This is a genomic window from Lutibacter sp., from assembly GCF_016342705.1.
In the GTDB taxonomy this organism is placed as follows: Bacteria; Bacteroidota; Bacteroidia; order Flavobacteriales; family Flavobacteriaceae; genus Lutibacter.
The window spans coordinates 78,638-103,919 of sequence record NZ_JAEINV010000012.1; the positions used below are offsets into that span (position 1 = coordinate 78,638).

The 25,282-nt window shown below is 30.9% G+C and carries 14 protein-coding genes; 13 read left to right on the forward strand and 1 reads right to left on the reverse strand.

From position 1 onward, the window contains the following. Positions 1 to 63: 63 nt before the first annotated feature. The 7 genes from JEY78_RS11935 to JEY78_RS11965 all read left to right on the forward strand — a co-directional run bounded on the left by JEY78_RS11935 (position 64) and on the right by JEY78_RS11965 (position 11,774). Positions 64 to 3,189 carry a SusC/RagA family TonB-linked outer membrane protein gene (locus tag JEY78_RS11935; protein ID WP_291851500.1) on the forward strand — a complete coding sequence of 1,042 codons (3,126 nt, stop codon included), beginning with the start codon at positions 64 to 66 and terminating at the stop codon, positions 3,187 to 3,189. Between the two features lie 12 nt (positions 3,190 to 3,201). Further along, complete coding sequence (locus JEY78_RS11940) at positions 3,202 to 4,719, forward strand: SusD/RagB family nutrient-binding outer membrane lipoprotein (RefSeq protein WP_291851503.1); 1,518 nt, start codon at positions 3,202 to 3,204, stop codon at positions 4,717 to 4,719. A 191-nt stretch (positions 4,720 to 4,910) separates the two neighbouring features. After that, positions 4,911 to 6,485 carry a family 16 glycosylhydrolase gene (locus JEY78_RS11945; RefSeq protein ID WP_291851506.1) on the forward strand — a complete coding sequence of 525 codons (1,575 nt, stop codon included), beginning with the start codon at positions 4,911 to 4,913 and terminating at the stop codon, positions 6,483 to 6,485. A gap of 1 nt (position 6,486) precedes the next feature. Next, complete coding sequence (locus JEY78_RS11950; protein ID WP_291851508.1) at positions 6,487 to 7,323, forward strand: endonuclease/exonuclease/phosphatase family protein; 837 nt, start codon at positions 6,487 to 6,489, stop codon at positions 7,321 to 7,323. Positions 7,324 to 7,435: 112 nt separating this feature from the next. Continuing rightward, positions 7,436 to 8,482 carry an alkaline phosphatase D family protein gene (locus JEY78_RS11955; RefSeq protein ID WP_291851512.1) on the forward strand — a complete coding sequence of 349 codons (1,047 nt, stop codon included), beginning with the start codon at positions 7,436 to 7,438 and terminating at the stop codon, positions 8,480 to 8,482. A gap of 9 nt (positions 8,483 to 8,491) precedes the next feature. Then, positions 8,492 to 10,756, forward strand: coding sequence for a glycoside hydrolase family 3 N-terminal domain-containing protein (locus JEY78_RS11960; RefSeq protein ID WP_291851515.1), 2,265 nt, complete (start codon positions 8,492 to 8,494; stop codon positions 10,754 to 10,756). A gap of 79 nt (positions 10,757 to 10,835) precedes the next feature. Further along, entirely contained in the window at positions 10,836 to 11,774 is a 939-nt protein-coding gene (locus JEY78_RS11965) for an aldo/keto reductase (protein ID WP_291851518.1), read from the forward strand. 73 nt (positions 11,775 to 11,847) lie between these two features. Here JEY78_RS11965 and JEY78_RS11970 read toward each other — a convergent pair whose 3' ends face one another. Then, complete coding sequence (locus tag JEY78_RS11970; RefSeq protein WP_291851520.1) at positions 11,848 to 12,570, reverse strand: ribonuclease activity regulator RraA; 723 nt, start codon at positions 12,568 to 12,570, stop codon at positions 11,848 to 11,850. Positions 12,571 to 12,671: 101 nt separating this feature from the next. Here JEY78_RS11970 and JEY78_RS11975 point away from each other — a divergent pair, with 101 nt between their 5' ends. The 6 genes from JEY78_RS11975 (at position 12,672) to JEY78_RS12000 (ending at position 25,271) form a co-directional block, all read left to right on the forward strand. Beyond that, positions 12,672 to 14,981, forward strand: a complete 2,310-nt coding sequence (locus tag JEY78_RS11975; RefSeq protein WP_291851523.1) for a chondroitinase-B domain-containing protein — start codon at positions 12,672 to 12,674, stop codon at positions 14,979 to 14,981. Positions 14,982 to 14,995: 14 nt separating this feature from the next. Beyond that, entirely contained in the window at positions 14,996 to 17,257 is a 2,262-nt protein-coding gene (locus JEY78_RS11980) for a heparinase II/III family protein (protein ID WP_291851526.1), read from the forward strand. Between the two features lie 52 nt (positions 17,258 to 17,309). Next, positions 17,310 to 19,205, forward strand: a complete 1,896-nt coding sequence (gene gndA, locus JEY78_RS11985; RefSeq protein ID WP_291851529.1) for an NADP-dependent phosphogluconate dehydrogenase — start codon at positions 17,310 to 17,312, stop codon at positions 19,203 to 19,205. A gap of 29 nt (positions 19,206 to 19,234) precedes the next feature. Continuing rightward, the gene (locus JEY78_RS11990) at positions 19,235 to 20,509 is read left to right on the forward strand and encodes an Nramp family divalent metal transporter (RefSeq protein WP_291851530.1); all 1,275 of its coding nucleotides are present in this window, start codon (positions 19,235 to 19,237) and stop codon (positions 20,507 to 20,509) included. A gap of 123 nt (positions 20,510 to 20,632) precedes the next feature. Beyond that, positions 20,633 to 22,972: a polysaccharide lyase 6 family protein gene (locus JEY78_RS11995; RefSeq protein WP_291851533.1), complete on the forward strand. Its 2,340-nt coding sequence runs from the start codon at positions 20,633 to 20,635 to the stop codon at positions 22,970 to 22,972. Positions 22,973 to 22,985: 13 nt separating this feature from the next. Continuing rightward, positions 22,986 to 25,271 carry a heparinase II/III family protein gene (locus JEY78_RS12000; protein ID WP_291851536.1) on the forward strand — a complete coding sequence of 762 codons (2,286 nt, stop codon included), beginning with the start codon at positions 22,986 to 22,988 and terminating at the stop codon, positions 25,269 to 25,271. Positions 25,272 to 25,282: the final 11 nt, after the last annotated feature.

The following is a 25,282-nucleotide window of genomic DNA, read 5'->3' on the forward strand; positions in this document are numbered from 1 at the left end:
TATTCTTTAGGGATTTATCCAATAGATATAATCAAACAAAATTTTAACTTAACTCAAATGTTTATGAAATTTAAATTATTCACCAAAAAAGTCAGATTACTTTTCTCACTTTTTTTATTCTTAGGTATTTTTGTTGTTACGGCACAAACCTTAGAAGTTAATGGTACCGTAATTGATGCAAATGAAGTTCCTTTACCCGGAGTTTCTATTGTTGTTAAAAATACAACAAAAGGGACAACAACAGATTTTGGAGGTAAATTTGCATTGTCAAATATTCAAAAAGGAGAGGTGTTGGTTTTCTCTTTTATGGGATACAAATCGATAGAAATTGTGATTAACAATTCTAATTACTTGAATATTACACTTAATGAAGATACTCAAACATTAAATGAGGTTGTTGTGACAGCTTTAGGTATTAAGCGTGAGGAAAAAGCGCTTGGGTATGCAGTTCAAAAAGTAGCTGGAGCAGACATTCAAAGAGTATCAGGTGTAGATGTTACTTCATCTCTTACGGGTAAAGTAGCTGGTCTTTTGGTTTTAAATTCCACAGATTTTGCTGCTACTCCAGTACTTACTATTCGTGGTGAATCTCCGCTATTAGTAATAGATGGTATTGCTTATGAAAATAAAACACTAGGAGATATATCTTCTGAAGATATCGAATCTATGAGTGTATTAAAAGGAGCAACTGCTTCAGCGCTATATGGTTTTCGTGGTGCAAGTGGAGCTATTTTAATTACTACAAAAAACGGAAGTTCTAATAGTACAGGTATTACGGTAGATTATGCAACTAATACCATGTTCTCATCTGGGTTTTTAGCAATTCCTGAAAAACAAAGTCTTTATGGCCGAGGTAGTAATAATACTTATGATAAAAATTCTACGAGCTCTTGGGGTACAGTTATGGAAGGACAAATTCTTAATCAATGGGATCCTTTCTTAAAGGCATATAGTGATTACGAATATTTACCTGTTGGAAAAGATAACTTTAGTAATTTTTTAGAGCAAGGGTATGTTACGAATAATAATTTAAATATTGGATTTAAACAAGATAACATTTCCTTAAGAAGTTCACTTAACTGGACACAAAATAAAGGTATTTACCCAAATTCTGTATTAGATAAATTTACTTATACTTTTGGTGGAGAAGTAAATTTAGATAAATTTAAATTGAATTCAAATTTAGCATATTCAAGAAAAACATCTCCAAATCAGGGGTCAAATGGGTATACATCATATGACCCAATGTATTCACTGTTAATTTGGTCGAGTGCAGATTATAATATTTTGGATTATAAGAACAATTACTGGATTGATCCAGGTGTAAAACAAAATTTTACCTATCAATCTGGTATAAATAATCCATATTTTGATAAATACGAAAAAATAAATGAGACTTCTCGTGATATTTTTAATGCTGATTTATCTGCAAGTTATGAATTAACAGATTGGTTAAAAGCAACTATTCGAACTGGTCTTGATTTTTATACAGACCGCGGAGAGCTGAGACTTTCAAAAGGTTCCTATACCCAATCAGGTAATACCGCTGTACCAGGTAATCTTTATACTTGGAATGGCGGACCAGCAGGTGGATATGTTACAGGTCAAACACAAGGATTTAGTATAAATAGTGATTTTTTACTTACAGGTGATAGAGCATTTGATAAATTTAATATTGAATATCTAGCGGGTGGAACTATATATTACAAAAAAGATGATAATATTTATGCAAATACTGTAGGTGGTATTTCTATACCAGACTATTTTTCATTGAATGCATCTGTAAACCCAGCGAATGTTTCAGAAAGCACATATGCAAGACAAGTAAATTCTGCATTTGGTAGAGTTGCTTTTTCTTGGGATAAATTAGTTTATATAGATATAACAGGGCGTAATGACTGGAGTTCAACTCTTGCAAAAGAAACACAATCATACTTTTACCCATCAGTTGCTACTAGTTTTATTGTATCGGAACTATTACCAGAATCAACAAAAGATTGGTTAGATTTATTTAAGATTAGAAGTTCTTGGACTCAATCAAAAGGAATGGCAGGTATTTATGATATTAACAGTTCTTTTACAATTAATAGTGGTACTTGGAATACTTTTAATGGAGCAAGTACGCCTTCAAATTTATACCCAACAAATATTATTCCATCAAGTGCAGAAACTTTTGAAGTAGGTTTACAAGGAATGATGTTTAAAAATAGATTAATGCTTGATGTATCTCACTATAGTAAAAGATTTTACGATGGTATTATAACTGGACCAATATCATCAGCAAGCGGATATTCAGGAGTTTTCACAAATTCAGAAGAAGAAATAACCCGTCGTGGTTGGGAAGTAACACTAAATGCAACACCAATTAAAAATAAAGATTGGCAATTAGATTTAGGTATGAACTGGTCCACTTTTAAACGTGTTTACACAAAATTGGATCCAACTTATACAACTGTAAAACCATGGATAGAAGTTGGAGAACGTGTTGATGCATATGTAGGTAGAGAATTTTTAACAGATCCAGCAACAGGAGCATTTATCTATAATAATGGAAGAATCGCAAAAAGTGGATACGATTCAGTTTTTGGATATTCTGACCCAGATTGGCTTTGGGGAGTAAATTCTACTTTAAAATATAAAGACTTTAGTTTATTTCTATCTTTGGATGGTGTAGTAGGGGGAATGATGACAACTAGGACTGAAAGTTATATGTGGAACTCAGGAGGTCATCCAGATTCTTTAACACCTGAGAGAGCATTAGACGTTGCTACACCTGGTTCAACAAACTATATTGGTGAAGGTGTGAAAATTGTATCAGGTACAGTTACCTATGATGCCGTTGGTAATATTACAAGTGACACACGTGTTTTTGCTCCTAATGATATTGCAACAACCTATAAGCAAGCAATGCAAGATTTGCATGCTGGTAGTGCTTGGGGAGGGTCAGGAACACGTAATGATGCGTATTCTAAAACCTTTTATAAACTACGAGAAATGTCTATAACTTATACGTTCCCAAGTAAATACTTACAAGGTTGGGCTGCAAAGGCTGCATCCGTAAGTTTTGTTGGGCAAAATGTGCTTTTATGGGCTAAAGATTTTAAATATTCTGACCCTGACGGTGGTTATGAAGATTTTTCTGACCCATCAGTAAGATACCTTGGAGCGAATATTAAACTTACATTTTAATCTAATAGAACAATGAAAAATTATATATATACATATTTAGCCGTATTTTCTCTTATCATTGTAGCTTCATGCAGCAATTTTGAGGATATAAATACTGACCCGAATAAGCCTACAACTGTAGCGCCTGAAATGCTTGCTACACAAGTATTGAAAGATTCTTATAGATTTTGGAACCCAAATCCAACTGATTTTTCTTACGCAAACTTATATAATAAGCATACGGCAATACTTCAAACAAATCCAAATCCGTATCAATATTATTATTCATATTATCCTTATGGAAGTTGGGGATATCAGAAATTAACAAGTCTTAAACGTATGGTTGAGTTTTCTGAAGGAAGTTCAACGGAATCTTCATATAAAGGATTGGCTTTGTTTATGAAGGCTTCTTACGGTTTTTCAGCAACATTAGAAATGGGTGATGTTCCATATTCTGAAGCAGGATTGGCGGAAGAAGGAATTACCAAACCAAAGTACGATAAACAAGCTGATGTATTTGTGGCTATTTTAAATGATTTGAAAACAGCAGAAACATATTTTGCATCAGGAACAAATTTTTCTGGTGACATCATGTTTAATGGAGATGTTACGAAATGGCGTAAACTTTGTAATGCTATGCAATTAAAGGTTTTACAAACTATGAGCAAAAAAATTACTGCTGAACAAAAAACTCGTTTTGCTGCTATAGTAGCTGCAAATAATTTAATGACAGGAAATGCAGATAATTTTAAATTAGTATATACAGATAATCCAAACGCAACTCACCCTTTCTGGAACGGAGAAGGTATTAGAATTACGGACGCTGTTTCAAAATTGGTTGTAGATGCATTAAAAAACACCAATGATCGTAGATTGTTTTATTTTGCAGAACCAGCAGCAGCATTAATTACAGGTGGAGCAACAGAATCACAGTTTTCAGCTTATGAAGGTGCTCCAACTGAATTAGCTGCAGATGCTTTATATATTAATGGTCAAGCTGGTCAATATTCTTTAGTAAATAAACGATATACTTTATCTAGAGCTGGTGACCCAATGATTTTATTCACCTATGCTGAACAATGTTTTATAATTGCTGAAGCAATTGAAGAAGGTTGGGTTGCAGGAAGTTCACAAACTTATTATGAAAATGGAGTGAAAGCAATGCTTGCATATTATATGGCATTACCTTCTACTGGAACTCATGGAATGGCAATCACACAATCTTATATTGATGGTTATTTTACAGGTGCTGCTGCTTTTGCAGCAACTAAAACAGATCGTTTACACCAAATTTGGACACAAAGATGGCTGATAGATTTCTTTCAAGGAAATGGTGGGAATTATCCACAATTCCTTCGCACAGGTTATCCAGTCTATCCTATAGATCCTTCAACTAGTATGAATCCAGATGATTCAGCCTTATATCCTCAACGATGGAAGTACCCAACCAGCGAATTAACTACAAATGCAGAAAATTATTTAAAAGCGGTTGATGAGCAATATGGTGGATATGATGGAATAAACCTAAAGCCATGGTATTTGCAAAATTAGTTGAAATCATAACTAAATAAGAACTCCTCTTATAGGAGGAGTTCTTATCCAATAAAAAAATGTTAATTCATATTTTTATTGATGAGTATAATTAAGTGTATTTCTATATTAATTAAGTTTTGTTTTATTTGTTGCTTCTGTCTTTTATTTACAAAATGCAGAAGCAACTTTTAAAATATAGAGTATTCAAAATGAGAAAAATAAAAAAAATATCTACGGTTTTATTGATAATATCTTTTGCATTTCTTTTGGGATGTAATTCAACTAAAACTAGCTTGAAAAGCAATATTAATTTTGCTAATAACAAAGTTGTTGCACATAGAGGAGCTTGGAAGATGCATAATCTTCCTCAAAATTCAATAGCTTCGCTTAAGAAAGCAATTCAATTAAACTGTTCAGGTTCAGAATTTGATGTTAGAATGACTGCAGATAATGTGCTAATTGTAACACATGACCCACAATATAATAATTTAGAAATTGAAAAAACCAACTATTCAGAATTAGCGGCTTTTAAATTATTCAATGGAGAAAAGCTCCCAACTTTAAAAGAATATCTTTTGGCTGGGATTAAAAACAATACCACCACTAGATTGTTTTGTGAGATAAAACCTTCAAAAATAAGTAAGGAAAGAGGACAGCTTATAGCAACTAAAGTGGTTCAAATGGTTGAAGCGCTAAAAGCAAAAGATTTGTTAGTGTATATAAGCTTTGATTATGATATACTAAAAAAAATTATACAATTAGAACCATCAGCTTTAATCCAATATTTAGAAAGCAATAAATCACTTGAGCAATTAAAAAAAGATGGTATTAGTGGTATTGATTACTACTATAATAATTATAAAAACAATTTAAAAACAATTGAAAACGCAAAAACAATAGGTATTGCTTTAAATGCTTGGACTGTAAATGATGTTGCTGATATGGAATGGTTGCTGGCAAATAAATTCGATTTTATTACAACAGATGAACCTATACTATTGTTAGAACCCGAAGAGAAAAGAGCTGCTAACTATAAAGAATATAACCTTGTTTGGTCAGACGAATTTGAATATTCAGGTTTGCCTGATTCATTAAAATGGAATTATAGATCTGGAGGGCAGGGTTTTGGTAATAATGAAAAACAGTTTTATTTAGAAAAATCTTTAGAGAATTCATTTGTTAAAAATGGAAAATTACATATTGTAGCTTTAAAAAAAGACATTGAAAATAAACATTATACTTCAGCAAGGTTAACAACTTATAATAGGTTTGTTTTTCAATACGGAAAAATTGAAGTAATGGCAAAATTACCTGAAGGAAAAGGAACTTGGCCAGCAATTTGGATGCTTCCAGAAAGTCTTCGTAAAAAAGAAGAGTCTTGGCCTTTGTGTGGCGAAATTGATATTATGGAACATGTTGGGAAAGACCCAAATATGGTCCATGTTTCACTACATTCCAAAGAATACAATCATATAATGAATACTCAAATAACACATTTTGATAGAATTTCTGATGTTTTTAATGACTTTCACTTATACGGAATTGAATGGACACCAGAATTTATGAAGTTTTATATAGACAATAAATTGTTTTTTGAAGCTAAAAAAGGGGAAAATGGAATGGTTTCTACGAACGAAGGTTGGCCTTTTGATAAGCCTTATTTTTTAATCTTAAATCTTGCCATTGGTGGAAATTGGGGAGGTGAAATTGATGATGCAATTTTTCCTTCTGAAATGTTAGTAGATTATGTTAGAATATACCAAAAAGCAACAAATAAAAATTAGGATGAAAAAATTAGTTATTTTATTACTATTTATTGGATTGTGTATCAACTCATATGCCCAGACTTTTAAAGCAATGACATATAACATCCGTTTAAATGTTGCAGTCGATGGTGAAAATGCTTGGCCATTAAGAAAGGAATTTTTAACATCACAAATACAGTTTTATGAACCTGATATTTTAGGTGTTCAAGAAGCAACTCCTCTTCAGGTTGCTGAAATGTCTGTATCGCTTCCTCTATACAATCAAGTAGGTGTTGGAAGAGATGGTGATGGTAAAGGAGAATCCTCAAATATTTATTATAAAAAAAATCGATTTATTGTTATAGAAACAGCTACTTTTTGGCTTTCTGAAACACCTGATGAAATTTCAAAAGGGTGGGACGCAGCATATAACAGAGTTTGTTCCTACGCTTTGTTGAAAGATAAAAAAACAAAATATAAAATATGGGTTTTCAATACTCACTTAGATCATATTGGAGAAGAAGCGAGAACTAAAGGTATTGAATTAATTATGACTAAAATTAAAACGCTTAACACAAATAATTACCCCGTAATATTTATGGGTGATTTTAATTCTGACCCAGCCACTGAAAGAATTATAAATCTAAAAAAAATAATGAATGAATGTAGGGAAGTTTCAATAGAAAAACCTTTTGGTCCTTCAGGAACTTTTAATGGTTTTAAACACAATGAACCAGTGACCCAATTAATTGACTATATTTTTATTTCAAAAAATAATAAAATAGTAGTTGATAAATATGCAATTTTAAGTGATTCTAAAGACTTAAAATATCCATCAGACCATTTGCCTGTATTTGTAAAATTGAGATATAAATAATAGAATATTGCTTAAATTAAACTAAAAGTAAAACTTTATCGATTAGTTGTTTTTGCTTATGTTGTGCAAGGGAATGCCATAATTTAAATATCCCATTTAAAATAAATTAATTATGAATTATCAAATCAAATTTAAACTAGTTTTAATGGCATTGATAGCTATTTCTTTAAATAGCTGCTCTCAAAATAAAACTACAAAAATAGCTTTTGGATCTTGTGGTCATCAAAATGATTCGTTACCAATTTATAATGTGGTGGTGAAACACAAACCAGATATATTTATTTTTTTAGGTGATAATATTTATGGTGACACCTATGATATGGATGTGCTAAAAGCTAAGTATGATATATTAAAAGGTAAACCCTCTTTCCAAAATTTAAAGAAAAACACACCTATAATTGCCACTTGGGATGATCACGATTTTGGTTGGAATGATGCTGGAAGACATTATAAATTTAAAAAGGAATCAAAAGAGATTTTTTTAGATTTTTTTAATGAACCTAAAAATTCTGAAAGAAGGAAACAAGAAGGTGTTTACACTTCTTATTATTATGAAAAAAGCGGAAAAAATTTACAAGTAATTCTATTAGATGTCAGAACTTTTAGAGATGATTTATTAAAACATACAAAAGAAGAAAATAAATTCTTTTACGAACCAGATTATGTTCCATATCAACATGCAGACTCTACATTGTTGGGTGCAACACAATGGAAATGGCTTGAAAAGGAATTATCAAAACCTGCAGATATAAGAATTATTGGTTCAGGTTCACAATTTGGAATTGAATATAATGGGTATGAAGCTTGGGCAAATTTCCCCTTGGAACAACAAAAATTCTTTGATTTAATAAAAAAAACTAAGGCAAATGGTGTTCTTTTTATTTCAGGAGATGTGCATTATGCCGAGATTTCAAAAGTTGAAACACCTAATTTATATCCCATCTATGATATAACTTCAAGTGGGCTTTCCTCACGTTGGCTGTTTGCAACCCCAAATAAAAACAGAATTGAAGGACCCGTAATGGAAAATCATTTTGGTTTAATTACTATTAATTGGAAAACTAAAAACCCTGAAATAAAAATGGAAATTTGGGATGTGAATGATAATCAACGAATTGAATATTCAATAAAATTAGATGAAATAAGTTTTAAAAAGTAACTACTCAAAATGAAAACACACCTATTAAATATAATTTTATGGATAACCTTACTATCAATTTTTTCTTGTTCTACAAAAATGACTATAAATAAAAAGCAACCAGAGAAAAATCCTAATAATTCAAAGGCAATAGTTTTTGTTGATAGTTTACTTCAAAAAATGACATTGGATGAAAAAATAGGTCAAACAATTCTCTTTTCTTCTGGCTCCGACATTACAGGACCAACTATAGATAAAAATTTCGTTGATTATTTAAAAGATGGTATGCTTGGAGCAGTATTTAGTGTGCCAACTGTAAAAGCTACCATAGATCTTCAAAAAATTGCAGTTGAAGAAACCAGATTAGGAATTCCATTATTATTTGGATATGATGTTATTCACGGATACAAAACTATATTTCCAATTTCACTGGGAGAATCAGCATCTTGGGATTTAGATTTAATAGAAAAAAGTTCAAGAATTGCAGCAGAAGAAGCTTCGGCCTCGGGTTTTCACTGGACCTTTGCACCAATGATTGATATTACTCGTGATCCTCGTTGGGGAAGAGTCTCGGAAGGAGCGGGAGAAGATGTTTTTTTAGGTAGTGCAATTGCAAAAGCACGTGTTAAAGGTTTTCAAGGAGATGATTTATCTAAAAACAATACAATTTTGGCTTGTGCAAAACATTTTGCAGCATATGGAGCAGCAATTGCAGGAAGAGACTATAATACGGTAGATATGTCCGAAAGAGAATTAAGGACAACGTATTTGCCACCTTTTAAAGCTGCCATTGATGCCGGAGTAACTACTTTTATGACTTCTTTTAATGATTTAAATGGAGTTCCAGCTTCTGGAAATAAGTTTTTATTGTCGGATATCTTAAGAAATGAATGGAACTTTGATGGTTTTGTGGTTACTGATTATACATCTATAAATGAAATGATTCCTCACGGGTATTCTAAAGATGAAAAACAGGCAGGAGAACAAGCGCTAAATGCCGGAGTTGATATGGATATGCAAGGTGGTGTATTTTTAAGAAATCTAAAAAAATTAGTTGAAGAAGGTAAAGTTTCAGAAGAAAAAATAACAGCTGCAGCAAGGCGTATTTTAATTTTAAAATATCGTTTAGGGCTGTTTGAAGATCCTTACAGATATAGTAATGAACAACGTGAAAAAGTAACGCTTTATAAACCTGAATATTTAGAGACAGCCAAAGAATTAGCTCAAAAATCTATTGTCTTATTAAAAAATAAAAACAATATTTTACCTTTAAATAAGCATCAGAAAATAGCGTTAATTGGTCCTTTAGTTAAAGACGAAAGTCATATTTTAGGAACTTGGATAGCGCGTGGAGATAGGACTGGTAAAGCTGTTAGTGTTTATGAAGGAATAGAAAATTTACTAGGGAATACTGAAATTATTGAGTACGCAAAGGGTTGTGAAATTGAAGGAAATGATAAATCAAAATTCAATGAAGCTGTAAATATTGCTAAAGAATCAGATGTTGTAGTAATGGTTTTAGGAGAATCTCACGGATTAAGTGGTGAAGCTGCTAGTAGAACTAATTTAGATTTACCAGGAGTGCAAAAAGAGCTAATTGCTGAAATTAAAAGAACAGGGAAACCAATTATTTTAATTTTAATGAATGGTAGACCGTTAACATTAGAATATGAAAACGAAGTTACAGATGCAATTTTAGAAACTTGGTTTTCTGGGACATTAGGCGGAACTGCAATTACGGATGTGCTTTTTGGAGTGTACAATCCATCAGGGAAACTTACAATGTCGTTTCCTAGAAATGTTGGGCAAATCCCGATTTATTACAACCATAAAAATACAGGAAGACCTTATGAAATTAAAGGGGCAGAACAACTTTTTAGATCAAAATATTTAGATGTTCCTAATTCGCCATTATATCCATTTGGTTATGGTTTAAGTTATACGTCATTTGAATATTCAGACTTAAAAATTAATAAAAAAGAGTTTAATTTTAATGAAACTATTGAGATTAGGGTAACAGTTACAAATACTGGGAAATATGATGGCGAAGAGATTGTGCAACTATATATTCAAGATATTGTAGGAAGTGTTACTAGACCAGTGAAAGAATTAAAAGGGTTTGAAAAAGTTTTTCTGAAAATTGGGGAATCGAAAGAAATATCATTTTCATTGACTTCTAAAAATTTAGCATTTTATACAATCGATATGAGTTTTAAAGCTGAGGTAGGCGATTTTAAAATATTTGTAGGAACAAATAGTGCAAAACTTTTGGAATCAGCGTTTGTTTTAAAATAAAGAGTAATATCTCCATAAATGTTTTCTTTAAATTACTATTTTTTCTTAATTTTAAAAACTTTAAAAGGATTTTTTAAATATGGAAAACTTTAATAAAGTTAAAAGACGTGAGTTTATAAAAAAAAGTGGGATATTTACTGCTGGAACCCTGTTTTTAGGTTTTGGAGGCTCAAATCTTTACGGGGCATTTGAGTTTGCTGAAATTGAAAATTCCATTCCATTTGTAACACTTAGTAATAACGTTAAAATGCCAATACTTGGCTTTGGAACTAATACGCTTATGGGACCCGTTTGTATACAAAGTGTTTCCGATGCAATTTCAGTTGGATATCGCTTAATTGATACCGCTAAAATTTATGGAAATGAAGAATTTGTAGGGCAAGGGATAAAGCAAAGCGGTATGAATAGAAAAGAGCTATTTATAACTTCAAAACTTTGGGTAGATGATGCAGGTTATGAGAGTACTAAGAAAGCTTTTCAGACTTCCTTAGAGAAATTGGGCGTAGAATATTTAGATTTATATCTTATTCATAGACCAAGAGGAGATGTAAAAGGTTCATGGAAAGCTATGGAAGAGTTACATAATGAAGGAAAAATTAGAGCTATTGGAGTAAGTAATTTTAATCCTAATCAGTTAAATGATTTATTATTAAATGCTACTATTAAGCCGGTCATTAATCAAATTGAGACAAATGTTTTCTGTCAGCAACACATTTCTTATGAATTTTTAAAAAACACGAATATTCAAATGGAAGCTTGGTCTCCATTTGCTGCTGGTAGAAATGATATTTTTAACAACCAAATCTTAAAAGAAATTGGTGAAAAGTATCAAAAAAGTGTTGCGCAAGTTTGCTTAAGATGGCTTTATCAAAGAGGAATTGTTGCTATTCCAAGATCTTCACAAAAAACACATATGATTGAAAATTTAAATATTTTTGATTTTGAACTTTCTAAAGCAGACATAAAAAAAATAGTAGCATTAGATGTAGATACTACTCAATTTCCTGAATGGGAATAAAGAATAATTATAGTTTTAATAAACATCAAATTTAAAATTGTAAATATTCCATTATTAGATGTTAATATTTTGTTTATCTGTTTTTTTGTAATTTTTTCCATTCTTGAAATTGTGCTAAGGAGGCTTCATTGGTTGGTGGATATAAACCAATAATTGTTTGTCCTTCTGCAACTTTTTCTAAAACAAAGTCTTCAAAAATGGTCATTTCAACACATTCATCGGTAACTTCATTTATAATTTCTTGAGGAATAACCATAATACCATCATCATCACCAACTAAAACATCGCCAGGGAAAACGGCAACATCGCCACAGCCAATAGGTACATTTATATCTAACGCTTGATGTAATGTTAAATTTGTTGGAGCGGATGGACGTTGATGGTATGAAGGGAAATCTAACGCCGCAATTTCGGCGCAATCTCTAAATCCACCATCGGTTACAATTCCAGCGACACCTCTTACCATTAAACGAGTTACCAAAATTGAACCAGCAGAAGCTGCTCTTGCATTGTTTCTGCTATCAATAACCAATACAGAGCCTTCAGGGCATTCTTCAACAGCAACACGTTGAGGGTGTTTAGGGTCTCTAAATATACTTATTGGGTTTAAATCTTCTCGTGCAGGTATATAACGTAATGTAAAAGCTTCGCCAACCATAGTGGGTTTTCCTAGTTTTAAAGGTTGTACATTTTGAATAAATTGGTTTCTTAAACCTCTTTTGAATAAACAAGTTGCAATAGTTGCAGTACTAACAGTTTTTAGTTTGTTTCTGGTTGAAGTTGAAAGCGTATTCATTAGATTTAATTTATAAAAATTGGTTAGAATTGATTGTTGTTTAAACAAATATACATATATTTGGTAAACCAAATTGGTAAACCAATTTAATTTATTAAAAAATGAAACGAAATATTCTTTATTTAACACTTTTTACAATCATTATATTTTCTTGTAACACTACAAAATCAGTAGGGATTTTGGTAAAAGATATTAATGAACTGAATTCTGCAATTACAAATGCGAAAGCAGGTGATGAAATTATTTTAGCAAACGGAATTTGGAAAGATATTGAAGTAAAATTTACAGGAAAAGGAACAAAAGAGCATCCAATTATTTTAAAAGCAGAAACAGCGGGAGAAGTTTTTATTGAAGGAGTTTCTAATTTAGAAATAGGAGGAGAATATTTGGAAGTAAGTGGTCTTCATTTTAAAAATGGCTATACGCCATCAAAAAACGTGATTCAGTTTAAAATTGATTCTGATAATATTGCCAGAAACTGTAAAGTTACCAATTGCGTTATTGAAGAATTTACACAGCCAGAAAGAGATATTCAAGATCATTGGGTGGAATTTTGGGGAAGAAATAACGAATTAAGCAATTGTTATATTGCTGGGAAATCTAATAGCGGACCAACAGTAATGGTGGTTTTAAAAGGAAATGAAAGTATAAATAACCATCACCAAATTATAAATAATTATTTTGGACCGCGACCAAGAAAAGGTGGTCCACACGGTGAAACATTACAAATTGGTGATAGTGGAACTTCAATGTCACCATCGTTTGTAAATGTGGCTAATAATTATTTTGATCGTAATAATGGAGAGGTAGAAATAGTTTCAAATAAGTCTAATAACAACATTTTTAAAAATAATATTTTCTTTGAAAGCGAAGGTTCATTAGTATTACGTCATGGAAATTACGTTACAATTGATGGTAATATTTTTATAGGAAATGATAATTCTGAATTTATTGGAGGAATTAGAGTAATAAATACAGGGCATTGGATTACAAACAACTATTTTTATAAAATTAATGGAAATGAATTTAGAAGTGCGCTGGCAGTAATGAATGGCGTACCAAAATCTCCTTTAAATAGATACAACCAAGTTACAGATGCCGTAATTGCCTATAACTCTTTTATAGATTGTAAATCGCCTTGGCAATTTAGCGTTGGAGCAAACAATGATAAAAGCGATGTGTTGCCAGCTTCTGAAATTCGTTCTGCGCGACCAATTAGAACTATTTTAGCGAATAATGTAATTTACAATCAACAAGCAGATGAATTTCCAATTGTAAATTATGATAAAGTTGATGGAGTAACGTTTAAGAATAATAGCTTAAACAGTACCAATAAAAGTGAGGTTACTAGTGATGGACTGATCACTAAAAATATGGAAATGAAACAACTTTCAGATTGGTTGTTTGTTCCTGTAACTAATGATAGTGAAACATATGCTGGATTTGATTTTGAAACCATAACAACAGATTTGCTTGGGAATTCTCGAGCAACTCAAAACAATGTTGGAGCAATAACAGTTCCTGCCAATGAGTCTAATTTTAAGTTTGATAAAAAAGCATATGGACCTACTTGGTTTTCTTCTGAAAAAGAAAAAGTTGCAGCAATTACTGTGGAAGTTTCAACAGCTATAGAACTTCTAGATGCGGTATCAAAAGTAGTTTCTGAAACAGTTATTGAATTAAATTCAGGTTCTTACGAAATTTCAAAATCATTGAATATTAGCAATAAAGTAACTATTAAATCAAAAGATGAAAATAGCAAAGCTCAATTGTTATATACTGGTGAGGCAAATACTCCAGCTTTTCAAATGCTACCAAAAGGTATTTTAATTTTAGAAGATTTAGATTTAAAAGGAACGAATGAACAACAAGCAATTGCTCCACTTGAAAAAGGAATGTCCAAAGCCTATAATTTATGGATGAAAAACACTTCTGTTAGCGATTTTAAAGATGTGTTAAAAACATATAAAAATTCATTTTCGGACACTATTTCAATTGTAAATTCATCGTTTAAAAACTGTGAAAATGGAATTCAATTAGCAGGTGAAATAGATGATAAAGGTGAATATAGCGCTGAGTTTGTGTATATTCAAAACTCGGAATTTGACAATGTTAAAAACAACGTATTAAATTATTATAGAGGAGGTTATGATGAGTCTACCATTGGTGGTAATTTAGTTTTTGAACAAAATAAATTTACAAATTGCGGTAAAAAGGATGCTGAAGGAATTTTAATTAAAACGCGCGGAATTGTAAATGTAATTTTTAAAGAAAATTCGTTTACCAATAATCCAGTTAAATTAATTGCCATTTTATGGGGGGAAAAAGGACAGCAACCTGTTGATAATACAATAATTAATTCAGGTAAAATTGAAGTTCAACAAAACTTGAAAATGAAATTAATGTATTAATAAGGATGTTGGAAATGAAAAATATAAAAGTAATTTGTTTGTTGGTTATAGGTGTTTGGTTTCAAATTACTGTAGCGCAACAACTACCAGATTCTAAAATTATCCCAACTAACAAACTTTCAAAATATTTGAAAGAGGAAGCAAAAAAAGAATTGAAAGGTGATTTTTCAATTAAAAATATGGCTAACTTTTTTCGTGAAAAGTACGCTGAACGTTATTTTTATAACTGGAAAATTTTTGATCAACGGTTTCAAGACTATAAAACACTGTATCCTGAATCGGAAGCTTCTCACAATGAACGTGCTATAGATCATATTTCTAAGTTTTCGGATGTTACGCCTTGGGTATTGCCCTTTAATTATTTAAACGGTGATCCAGTTAATGCATATGCTATGAGGCACTTAGCACGTCAGCATAAAATGGTAGATATTGCGTTTCAATACCATTATTTGAATGAAAACAGTAATAATTTAACTTATTTTAAAAATCAATTACAGTCCTTAAATACGGCTTTAAAAGCTAATAAATACGAAACTATTAAAGATGGAAATGGTGTTTTTGAGGCGTTTAGGTCTGGTTACAGAGTGTTAAATTGGTTACAAATTCATTCCATGTTTTTGGGGCAAGAAAATTATACCGATGAAGATCAGTTAATTACAGTTGCCACTTTATTACAGCATGCGTCTAGTTTATACAAAGAGAATGTTGAATTTGTTCCTGGAAATCATCAAACAAGAGGAATGTCGGCTTTGGCAATGCTTTCTATTATATTCAGCGATTTTAAGGATGCTGATTTATGGCGAGCACGTTCCATGAAGCTATTGGAAGAGCATATGTTGAAAGAAATTAATGATGATGGCTTTCAATTTGAACGTTCAGTACACTACCACATGAGCGATATTGATAACTACTACTATGTGTATCAATTAGCTAAAATTAGTAAAGTTGAAGTTTCAACTATTTGGGAACAAAAGCTAAAATCGTTGTTTGTAACATTAACAAAAATAGCATATCCAGATAAGTCATCTCCTGTTTTACAAGATGATACAGATAATCCTTGGGCAGAGAAAAATGATATTTCTGGAGCAATAACGTTGGGTTATTTATTGTTTGAAGATCCTGAAATGGGCTATTTTTCTTCTGAAAAAGTAGATTCTAAAATGTATTGGTATTTAAATGAACACCAATTATCATTGTTGAAAAATATTGTAAAAAAGGAGCCAACAACTACATCTACTTCTTTTCCAACAACTGGTTATTTTATTCAACGTGATGGATGGAATGCAAATGATAAAATGCTAATTATTTCTGCGGGATTGGATGATGAAAAACCAGATCATCAACACGGAGATATGTTAGGAATACAAGCAATGGCTTATGGAAAAGTGATTTTGCCAAATTATCAAGTTCGCTATTCATTGGCTGATTACGAGTTTTTTAAAAATTCTATGGTTAAGAATGTAGCTTTGGTTGATGATGAATTACAAGGTAAAAATTATAAAGGAAATCAAGGAGGAAGCGGCTTTGGAAAGTTTGGTGAATTGCCAAATCCTAAAGTTATTACTTGGAATACTTCAAAAGAATTAGATGTTTTTGTAGGTGCACACGATGGTTTTAGTAACGTAGGAGTAAATTATACACGTCAGGTTATTGATATTAAAAATGGTTTTTGGATTGTAAAAGATAATTTTTATTCTGAAAAAAAGCACACCTATAAACAAGTTTGGCAGGGACATTATTCATTAGAAAATTCATCAAGTTTAATACGTGCAACTTTTGATGATGCTACAGGAAATGATATTTTCCAATTAAATTCTGTAGATGATGTTCAATCTTCTGGAGCTAGAGGAAAACAATGGAGTGTTGTTTCAAAAAATAATGCTTCAAATTTTAGTTTTATTACCGTGGTTTATCCATATGAAGGATTTGAAAACAGAATTGATGAAACTTCAAAAAACAAGAGTTTAAAAGGTTGGAAATTAAATGATTCAAATTGGAAATTAGTTGGAGATAATGTTGTTTCACTTTCAAAAGAAAATCAATTATTAGCTTTTTCAGTGCGTAAAATTTCTTTAGGAGATTTTAGTATGGAAATTTCAAGTGTTGGTGATTTTTTTGTCACCAAGAATGAAAATAAAATTACTATTCAATTAATTGGTGATAAAGAATTAGAACTAAATACCGAAGGAACAATTGAATGCACAATCAACGGTGTAATAGCATCTAAAATTATAAAGATGGCTCCTGGAATTGTATTAGAGTGCAAAATAAAATAAATAATAAGTAGCGCTTTTTCAATTGGAAAAGCGCTTTTTAATTTAAAATATAATGGTAATTAGTAAAAATCGTGTGATTTTTGTAATGGGTGTTTCAGGTGTTGGTAAAAGCACTATTGGGAGTCTTTTATCACAAGAATTGGGAATTCCGTATTTTGATGGAGATGATTATCATCCCAAAGAAAATGTATTGAAAATGTCTAACGGTGAACCACTAAATGATCATGATAGATTTGGTTGGTTGGCAAGTTTAAATCAATTGGCAAAAGAGCAAGTAATAAATACGAGTTGTATTATAGTTTGTTCAGCATTAAAAGAAAATTACAGAACAATTATTAGCCTAGGAATTGAAGTAGTATCAAAATGGGTGTATTTGTATGGTTCATTTGAACAAATTACAAAAAGGATTGAGAGTCGTTTAGGTCATTACATGCCGTCATCATTATTACAATCTCAGTTTGAAATTTTAGAAGAACCTAAAAATGCTTTAAAAGTAAATGTTAGTTTAACGCCAACCGAAATTGTGAAAAAAATAAGAAAAGAATTAATGAATACATCAGAATTTGGATTGTTTGGCTTAGGAGTAATGGGAAAAAGCCTGAGTCGTAATTTAGCTAATAAAAACATAAACATATCAATTTTTAATAGACATGTTGATGGAGTTGAAGAAAATATAGCAGTTGACTTTAAAAATGAATTTGAAGAATTGGAAACAGCTAAGCCTTTTGATGATATTGAAAATTTTGTTAACTCATTGCAACAACCACGAAAAATTATGTTAATGGTAAATTCGGGGAAAACAACAGATATTGTTATTGAAAATTTATTACCATATTTATCTGAAGGTGATATTATAATAGATGGAGGGAATTCAAATTATAATGAAACCAAAAGAAGGTTAGATTATTTACTTTCAAAAAATATCAATTTTATTGGTACCGGAGTTTCTGGAGGTGAAGAAGGAGCTTTAAAAGGACCAAGTATAATGCCTAGTGGTGATGTAGAAATTTATAAAATGGTGGCGCCATATTTAAATGCAATTGCGGCAAAAGATGCAAATAATTTACCTTGTTGCACGTATGTTGGAAAAGAAGGAAGTGGTCATTTTATAAAAATGGTACACAATGGTATTGAATATGTTGAAATGCAATTATTGGCTGAAGTTGTTCAAATTTTAAAATTATCTGGGAACAATAATGATGAAATTGCTGACATTTTAGAGTCTTGGAAAAATAGTGCAGATAGTTATTTATTAGACATTACAGTTAAAGTTTTAAGAAAAAAGGAAGGATCTGCTTGGTTGGTTGATAAAATAATGGATAAAGCTGGCAATAAAGGAACAGGAAATTGGACCACTATTGCAACGGCAGAATTAGGAGTGCCTAGTACACTAATTCCAGCAGCATTATTTGCGCGTTATTCTTCATTTTATAAAGATGATAGAGTGCAATTGAACAATTTATATGGAGATGCAAATACATCAACACTTAATTTAGATACCAATGATATTTTAAAAGCATATCAGTTTTCCCGAATTATGAATCATTTTCAAGGATTTAATTTAATTTCTGAAGCTTCCAAAAAACATGAATGGGATTTGAATTTAAGTGAAATTGCCAGAATTTGGACCAACGGATGTATTATTAAATCATCCTTAATGATTGAATTGGTTGAAATTTTAAAAGAAACAAGTAATATATTAATGGATAAAAAAATTATTGAACAAATTAAAGATTTAAAATCATCCATAAATATTGTTGTTTTACAATGTGTTTTAAATGAATTATCAACTCCTTGTTTAAGTGAATCTGTTCAATTTTTTAATGGTTATATTTCAAAAAATTCGCCAGCAAATATTATTCAGGCTCAAAGAGATTATTTTGGAGCACATACCTACCAAAGAATTGATGATCCATCAGAAAAATTTTATCACACAAATTGGAGTTAATTTTAATTAACAAATAAGCTAAATATAACATGCAAGAATTGACAGTTAAAAAATCGATTTTAAAAAAAATAATAGCTTTGGTTCTTGGTTTTGGTCCGGGTATTTTTGCCATTGGTTATACTATAGGAACGGGAAGTGTAACTTCCATGATTGTTGCCGGTAGTACTTATGGAATGCAATTAACATGGGTATTATTACTTAGTTGTATATTTTCTGGAGTGTTAATGTTTGCCTATGGGAATTATGCTTTAATATCAGGCGAAACTGCGCTTTATGGGTTTAAAAAACATATTAAAGGAGGTAAAATTTTAGCAATTTTAATTATTGTTGGAATTACTTTTGGACAATGGAATTCACTAATGGGTATTTTAGGGATTTCGGCCAATATGCTTTTTGAAATTATTGCAATGAATTTTGAAGGAGTCAGACCATATCAATATGAAATTGTTTTGGCAATTGCAATTGCTGTAATCGGTATTTTTTATTCGGTAATGTTGGTTGGTAAGTATTCTTTCTTCGAAAAAATATTAGTTATTTTCGTAACTTTTTTGGGGCTATCGTTTATTGTTTCATTGTTTTTTGTAGCGCCACTTCCTTCTGAAATTATAAGCGGATTAATACCAACAATTCCGGAAGTGCCAGGTGGTAAAATGATGGTTGCTGCATTTGTTGGTACAACTATGGCTTCGGCAACTTTTTTATCAAGGCCACTTTTTGTGAAAGGTAAAGGTTGGACAATTGATAATTTAAAACAACAAAAGAAGGATTCAATAATTGCCGCAATTTTGGTTTTTATTATTAGCTTATCAGTAATGGCAGTTGCTAGTGGTGCATTATTTCATCAAGGAAAACCAGTTTTAAAAGTATTGGATATGGCAAATACTTTAGAGCCAATTGCTGGTAGTTTTGCAGTTGCAATTTTCTTTTTTGGAACACTAAGCGCAGGTCTTTCTTCTATTTTTCCTTGTTTGTTAATAACTCCGTTATTAGTTGCAGATTATCAATTAGGTGAATTAGATACAACTTCTAAACAATTTAAAATAATTACGTTTATTGCGTGTTTAGTGGCCTTAATTGTACCTGTTTTTGGGGCAAACCCAATTGAAATGCAAATTTTATCTCAGGTATTTAATGTTTTTGTATTACCAATTGTGGTGTTTAGCATTATTTTAATGGTAAATAATAAAAAAGTAATGAAGGATTATAAAACTGGCTGGTCAGTAAATTTAGGCTTAATTTTAGCTTTATTTTTTTCTTTGGTAATTTCATACAACGGTATTTTAGCAATTTCTCAATATTTTTAATCATTATTATTTAGGGTAAATTTGCATAGTTAGATGTTAAAATTCAGGTAAAATTTTTTTAGGTTATTAATTAATTATATATTTGGTAAACCAAATTGGTTAACCAGTTCAAAAAATATATAAATGAATTATATAAAGTCAAAAATCACATACTTAGCATTTCTATTTGTTCTATTAATTTCTTGTAATTCAGCTACTGAAACAGGAATTTTAGTGAAAAATATTGATGAATTTAACACAGCGGTTAAAAATGCAGTTCCAGGAACTGTTATTAAATTGTCTAATGGAGTATGGAAAGATGTAGAATTAGTTTTTCAGGGTAAAGGAACTGAAGAGAATCCAATTAAATTAACAGTTGAAGAAAAAGGAAAAGTTACTTTAGAAGGTGCGTCTAACCTTCAAATTGCAGGAGAACATTTAATTATTGAAGGGCTTGTTTTTATAAACGGATATACACCAACTAATGCAGTTATTTCATTTAGAAAAAACAAAAATGAAATAGCGAATAATTGTAGATTAACTGAATGTGTGATAGATAATTATAACAATCCAGAACGCCAAGTTCAAGATTATTGGATAACTATTTATGGAAAAAACAATAGATTAGATCACAATCATATTGCAGGTAAAAAGAATTTAGGTGTAACTATGATTGTTGGATTGGATACTGATGATAGTATTGAGAATAATCATAAAATAGATCACAACTATTTTGGCCCTCGTCCAACTTTTGGAAATAATGGAGGAGAAACTTTAAGAATTGGAACCAGTCATTCTTCATTAAAAAATTCAAACACCTTAGTAGAATCTAATTATTTTGATAGATGTAATGGTGAGCACGAAATAATTTCAAATAAATCGTGTCAAAATACATTTAAGTATAATACTTTTTTTGAGTGTACAGGAACGCTTACTATGCGTCATGGAAATGAAACATTGGTTGATGGAAATGTATTTATTGGGAATGGAAAGCCAAGTACTGGCGGTGTTCGTGTTATTAATGAAACACAAACAGTTATTAATAATTACCATATTGGTTTAACAGGTTACCGTTTTAGAGGTGCATTTGTTATGATGAATGGTGTCCCTAATTCACCACCACATCGTTATGTGCCAGTTATTGATTCAAAAGTAAATAACAACACGTTTATTAATTGTGACCACATTGTTTTATGTGCAGGAAATGATGCGGAAAGAAGTCAGGCTCCTAGAAATTCAGAGATTTCAGAAAATATTATTTATAATGAAAACAAAAAAGATATTTTTACAGTTTTTGATGATATTAGTGGTATAACATTTAAAGATAATATTTTAGAAGAAGATACAGAAGCTAGTATTAAAGAAGGTTTTGAAACTGCAGCTATTACATTAGTTAAAAATGAACAAGGTTTTTTAATTCCTACTTCAGACAAAATTAAAAAGAAGGTTACCATAAGTGAAAATATTGCAACTAAAGAGAATACAGGGACTACTTGGTATTCTAAAACGGATAAAGGTGTAGCGTTAAATTCAGGAAAAACAATTAAAGTAGCCGCAGGTATTAATACTTTATTTGAAGCAACAAAAAACTCAAATCCAGGAGATATTTTAGAGTTAATTTCTGGCGAAACTTATTTATTGACAAAAGCAGTAGAAGTTAATCATCCATTAACATTTAAATCATCAGGAAAAGAAAAATCGGTTATTTTATTTGAAAGAATGATGGCTTTTGAAATTCAAAATGGTGGAAGTTTACTGCTTGAAAACATTAAATTTGATGGAGCTAGTTCGCCTGATTATGCTGGAAATTCTGTAATTAGTACTAGTAAAAATTCTATGACAGAAAACTATAAATTGTTTATAGAAAACTGTGAATTTACAGATTTTGTAGTCAATCATTCTTTTGATGTGTTAAGAGTTTCTAAAGGAACATTTGCTGATACCATAAGCATTCAAAATTCAACATTTAAAAACATTACAGGGCATATTGCTGCTTTAGATACTGAAACAGATGATATTGGAGCCTATAATGTTGAATACTTTTTAATGAAAAATAATACTATTACAGACTTGCAAGGTGCCGCTTTGCGTTTGTATAGGGGTGGAAAAGATGAAAGCACATTTGGACCTTTTTTAGAAGTAGACCATAACGTTTTTAATAATGTAGGTTTTGGTAGTAAGAATAAATACAATGCAGCAATATCTTTATATGGTGTGCAAGTAAATGATATTACAAATAATATATTTACTAACTGTAAACCAATGGAAATGCATTTAGTTGTTGGTGAGCCAATTGTAAATATTTTCAATAATAATTTTTATAATTCTGATGAGATTTCTATTTCAGGAGATCAAAAATATAACATTCAAAATTTATGGAAGTTAAACCCTGATTTTATAAAGGGCACTTATAAATTATCAGATAAGTCAGCTTTAAAAAGTAAAGGAACAGACGGAATGGATTTAGGAGTAATTTTAAAATAATAAACACGAGTTAATGAAATTCATAAAACACATACAAATTTTAGTAGTTGCTGTGCTTTTGGTGACAGTGTCATGCAAGGCGCAAACTAAAACCACTTCAAAAAAAGCACAAGTACAAGAGCATCCGAGTTTAATTTTAACAAAAGCGGGTGTTGAAAAAATTAAAGCTGAACTAGGTAAAGTTCCTTTGTTTGATGAAACCTTAGCCAAAGTAAAAGCTGAAGTTGATGCTGAAATTGCAAACGGAATTGAAGTGCCTGTTCCTAAAGATTATTCTGGTGGATACACACATGAACGTCACAAACGTAATTTTTTAATACTACAAAAAGCAGGTGTTTTATATCAAATTTTAGATGATGAAAAATATGCATTGTATGTAAAAGATATGTTGTTTGCGTATGAAAATTTATATCCAACATTACCTGTGCATCCACAAACTAGATCGTATGCGCGAGGCAAATTGTTTTGGCAATGTTTAAATGATTCTAACTGGTTAGTATATGTAAGTCAGGCGTACGATTGTGTGTATGATTATTTAACGGAAAAAGAACGTAAGCAATTAGAGAAAAACTTGTTTAAACCATATGCCGATTTTATTTCAAAAGGAAATCCGCAATTTTTTAACAGAGTGCATAATCACAGTACTTGGGGAAATGTTGCTGTTGGTATGATTGCCTTGGTAATGGATGATGCTGCGTTGTTAAGTACAGCTTTAAATGGTTTAAAAAAAGATGGTATTGATCCGAATGCAAAAGATAACGATGGTGGATATATTAAAAAAGCAGGACAAAAAGTTGGTTTTTTAGCCAATGTTAATGAGCCTTTTTCACCAGATGGATATTATACAGAAGGACCTTATTACCAACGTTATGCTATGTATCCATTTTTAGTTTTTGCCGAAGCTTTGCAAAACGTAAAACCAGAAATGAAGATTTTTGAATACAAAAATGGCGTGTTGTTAAAATCTATAAATACCTTATTGAATTTAACAGATGCCGATGGTAAATTTTTCCCATTAAATGATGGTCAAAAAGGAATGTCGTATTTCTCAAGAGAATTGGTAACTGCTGTAAATGTTGGTTATTATTTTGGAGGAAATCAACCAGAGTTGTTATCAATTGCAAAAGAACAAGGCGAAGTTTTATTAGATCAAACTGGGTTAGCTGTAGCTATTGGAATTCGTGATGGTTTAGCAAAAACGTTCAATAAAAAATCTGTCGAATATACCGATGGAGCTAATGGAACAGAAGGAGGTGTTGGAATTATTAGAGCTAATGGATCAAAAAATGAGTTGGCATTAGTTTATAAATATGCAGCGCAAGGTTTAAGTCATGGGCATTATGATAAACTTTCTTTTTCTTATTATGAAGGAGGAAATGAGGTTTTACAAGATTATGGTTTAGCACGTTTTGTTAATATTCAACAAAAAGGTGGCGGTAATTATTTAAAGGAAAATACTACTTGGGCAAAACAAACCGTTGCACACAATACGATTGTTCAAAATGAAACATCGCATTTTGGAGGAAAATTTGACGTTGGAAGTTTAAATCATTCAAATAAATATTTGTTTGATGTAGAAAACCCAAATTTACAAGTTGTAAGTGCTAAAGAAAACAATGCATATCCAGGAACGAAATTGCATAGAACTTTTGCATTAATTAAAGACGAGAGTTTTGAAAATCCATTTTTGTTAGATATTGTAAAAGTGAATGGAACAAATGAAAATCAGTACGACTTACCTTATTATTTTATGGGACAAGTTATGTCAACTAATTTTAAATATGATGTTCCAAAAGTATTAACAACACTTGGAGAAAAAAACGGTTATCAACATTTATGGAATGAAGGTGTAGGAATATCAGACGGTAAAAACTCAAAATTATCTTGGTTTAATAATGAACGTTTTTATACATTAACTGCTGCAGTTGCAAAAGATGATGAATTGATATTTGTGAGAATTGGAGCGAATGATCCTGAATTTAATTTACGCCGTGAGGCTGGTTTTATTATCAGGAAAAAGAATGCAAAAGATGCTGTTTATGTTTCTGTAATTGAATCTCATGGAAATTACAATCCAGTAAGTGAAATAGCAACTAATGCATTTAGTTCTATAAAAAATATTGAAGTTGTATATAATAACGATAATTATATAGGTATTGTAATTAGAAGTGAAACTGGCGGAGAAAAATTATTTTTGATGTCACTTAACGATACATCAAAAGAGAAAGCGCATAAACTAGAGATCAACAATAAGGAATACCAATGGGTAGGTCCTTATTCTTATAGAATAATTAACTAATAACAAATAAA

Coding starts and splice junctions, on each gene's coding strand:
- JEY78_RS11980 (WP_291851526.1), top strand. CDS start 14,996: ATGAAAAATATAAAAGTAATTTGTTTGTTGGTTATAGGTGTTTGGTTT.
- JEY78_RS11975 (WP_291851523.1), top strand. CDS start 12,672: ATGAAACGAAATATTCTTTATTTAACACTTTTTACAATCATTATATTT.
- JEY78_RS11960 (WP_291851515.1), top strand. CDS start 8,492: ATGAAAACACACCTATTAAATATAATTTTATGGATAACCTTACTATCA.
- JEY78_RS11970 (WP_291851520.1), bottom strand. CDS start 12,570: ATGAATACGCTTTCAACTTCAACCAGAAACAAACTAAAAACTGTTAGT.
- JEY78_RS11955 (WP_291851512.1), top strand. CDS start 7,436: ATGAATTATCAAATCAAATTTAAACTAGTTTTAATGGCATTGATAGCT.
- JEY78_RS11965 (WP_291851518.1), top strand. CDS start 10,836: ATGGAAAACTTTAATAAAGTTAAAAGACGTGAGTTTATAAAAAAAAGT.
- JEY78_RS11995 (WP_291851533.1), top strand. CDS start 20,633: ATGAATTATATAAAGTCAAAAATCACATACTTAGCATTTCTATTTGTT.
- JEY78_RS11950 (WP_291851508.1), top strand. CDS start 6,487: ATGAAAAAATTAGTTATTTTATTACTATTTATTGGATTGTGTATCAAC.
- JEY78_RS11945 (WP_291851506.1), top strand. CDS start 4,911: ATGAGAAAAATAAAAAAAATATCTACGGTTTTATTGATAATATCTTTT.
- gndA (WP_291851529.1), top strand. CDS start 17,310: ATGGTAATTAGTAAAAATCGTGTGATTTTTGTAATGGGTGTTTCAGGT.
- JEY78_RS11935 (WP_291851500.1), top strand. CDS start 64: ATGAAATTTAAATTATTCACCAAAAAAGTCAGATTACTTTTCTCACTT.
- JEY78_RS12000 (WP_291851536.1), top strand. CDS start 22,986: ATGAAATTCATAAAACACATACAAATTTTAGTAGTTGCTGTGCTTTTG.
- JEY78_RS11940 (WP_291851503.1), top strand. CDS start 3,202: ATGAAAAATTATATATATACATATTTAGCCGTATTTTCTCTTATCATT.
- JEY78_RS11990 (WP_291851530.1), top strand. CDS start 19,235: ATGCAAGAATTGACAGTTAAAAAATCGATTTTAAAAAAAATAATAGCT.